Source organism: Pseudomonas sp. IT-P171, from assembly GCF_949767765.1.
In the GTDB taxonomy this organism is placed as follows: domain Bacteria; phylum Pseudomonadota; class Gammaproteobacteria; order Pseudomonadales; family Pseudomonadaceae; genus Aquipseudomonas; species Aquipseudomonas fluorescens_B.
The window spans coordinates 1-2,608 of sequence record NZ_CATKQN010000024.1; the positions used below are offsets into that span (position 1 = coordinate 1).

Consider the following 2,608-nt stretch of genomic DNA (forward strand, 5'->3'; position numbering starts at 1 on the left):
CGGCCATAGTGGGTGATAGCCCTGTACGCGAAAATCTCTTAGTCATGAAATCGAGTAGGACGGAGCACGAGAAACTTTGTCTGAATATGGGGGGACCATCCTCCAAGGCTAAATACTACTGACTGACCGATAGTGAACTAGTACCGTGAGGGAAAGGCGAAAAGAACCCCGGAGAGGGGAGTGAAATAGATCCTGAAACCGTATGCGTACAAGCAGTGGGAGCCCACTTTGTTGGGTGACTGCGTACCTTTTGTATAATGGGTCAGCGACTTATTTTCAGTGGCGAGCTTAACCGAATAGGGGAGGCGTAGCGAAAGCGAGTCTTAATAGGGCGTCTAGTCGCTGGGAATAGACCCGAAACCGGGCGATCTATCCATGGGCAGGTTGAAGGTTGGGTAACACTAACTGGAGGACCGAACCGACTACCGTTGAAAAGTTAGCGGATGACCTGTGGATCGGAGTGAAAGGCTAATCAAGCTCGGAGATAGCTGGTTCTCCTCGAAAGCTATTTAGGTAGCGCCTCATGTATCACTGTAGGGGGTAGAGCACTGTTTCGGCTAGGGGGTCATCCCGACTTACCAAACCGATGCAAACTCCGAATACCTACAAGTGCCGAGCATGGGAGACACACGGCGGGTGCTAACGTCCGTCGTGAAAAGGGAAACAACCCAGACCGTCAGCTAAGGTCCCAAAGTTATGGTTAAGTGGGAAACGATGTGGGAAGGCTTAGACAGCTAGGAGGTTGGCTTAGAAGCAGCCACCCTTTAAAGAAAGCGTAATAGCTCACTAGTCGAGTCGGCCTGCGCGGAAGATGTAACGGGGCTCAAACCATACACCGAAGCTACGGGTATCACTTAGGTGATGCGGTAGAGGAGCGTTCTGTAAGCCTGTGAAGGTGAGTTGAGAAGCTTGCTGGAGGTATCAGAAGTGCGAATGCTGACATGAGTAACGACAATGGGTGTGAAAAACACCCACGCCGAAAGACCAAGGTTTCCTGCGCAACGTTAATCGACGCAGGGTTAGTCGGTCCCTAAGGCGAGGCTGAAAAGCGTAGTCGATGGAAAACAGGTTAATATTCCTGTACTTCTGGTTATTGCGATGGAGGGACGGAGAAGGCTAGGCCAGCTTGGCGTTGGTTGTCCAAGTTTAAGGTGGTAGGCTGGAATCTTAGGTAAATCCGGGATTCTAAGGCCGAGAGCTGATGACGAGTGTTCTTTTAGAACACGAAGTGGTTGATGCCATGCTTCCAAGAAAAGCTTCTAAGCTTCAGGTAACCAGGAACCGTACCCCAAACCGACACAGGTGGTTGGGTAGAGAATACCAAGGCGCTTGAGAGAACTCGGGTGAAGGAACTAGGCAAAATGGCACCGTAACTTCGGGAGAAGGTGCGCCGGTGAGGGTGAAGGACTTGCTCCGTAAGCCCATGCCGGTCGAAGATACCAGGCCGCTGCGACTGTTTATTAAAAACACAGCACTCTGCAAACACGAAAGTGGACGTATAGGGTGTGACGCCTGCCCGGTGCCGGAAGGTTAATTGATGGGGTTAGCTAACGCGAAGCTCTTGATCGAAGCCCCGGTAAACGGCGGCCGTAACTATAACGGTCCTAAGGTAGCGAAATTCCTTGTCGGGTAAGTTCCGACCTGCACGAATGGCGTAACGATGGCGGCGCTGTCTCCACCCGAGACTCAGTGAAATTGAAATCGCTGTGAAGATGCAGTGTATCCGCGGCTAGACGGAAAGACCCCGTGAACCTTTACTATAGCTTTGCACTGGACTTTGAATTTGCTTGTGTAGGATAGGTGGGAGGCTTTGAAGCGTGGACGCCAGTTCGCGTGGAGCCAACCTTGAAATACCACCCTGGCAACTTTGAGGTTCTAACTCAGGTCCGTTATCCGGATCGAGGACAGTGTATGGTGGGTAGTTTGACTGGGGCGGTCTCCTCCTAAAGAGTAACGGAGGAGTACGAAGGTGCGCTCAGACCGGTCGGAAATCGGTCGTAGAGTATAAAGGCAAAAGCGCGCTTGACTGCGAGACAGACACGTCGAGCAGGTACGAAAGTAGGTCTTAGTGATCCGGTGGTTCTGTATGGAAGGGCCATCGCTCAACGGATAAAAGGTACTCCGGGGATAACAGGCTGATACCGCCCAAGAGTTCATATCGACGGCGGTGTTTGGCACCTCGATGTCGGCTCATCACATCCTGGGGCTGAAGCCGGTCCCAAGGGTATGGCTGTTCGCCATTTAAAGTGGTACGCGAGCTGGGTTTAGAACGTCGTGAGACAGTTCGGTCCCTATCTGCCGTGGACGTTTGAGATTTGAGAGGGGCTGCTCCTAGTACGAGAGGACCGGAGTGGACGAACCTCTGGTGTTCCGGTTGTCACGCCAGTGGCATTGCCGGGTAGCTATGTTCGGAATAGATAACCGCTGAAAGCATCTAAGCGGGAAACTAGCCTCAAGATGAGATCTCACTGGGACCTTGAGTCCCCTGAAGGGCCGTCGAAGACTACGACGTTGATAGGTTGGGTGTGTAAGCGCTGTGAGGCGTTGAGCTAACCAATACTAATTGCCCGTGAGGCTTGACCATATAACACCCAAGCAATTTGCTGAC

1 rRNA gene is annotated in these 2,608 nt (G+C 52.1%); it reads left to right on the forward strand.

The features are described 5' to 3' along the window. Positions 1–2,584: ribosomal RNA gene (locus ACM6I5_RS17290) — 23S ribosomal RNA — on the forward strand; the annotation flags it as partial. Positions 2,585–2,608: the final 24 nt, after the last annotated feature.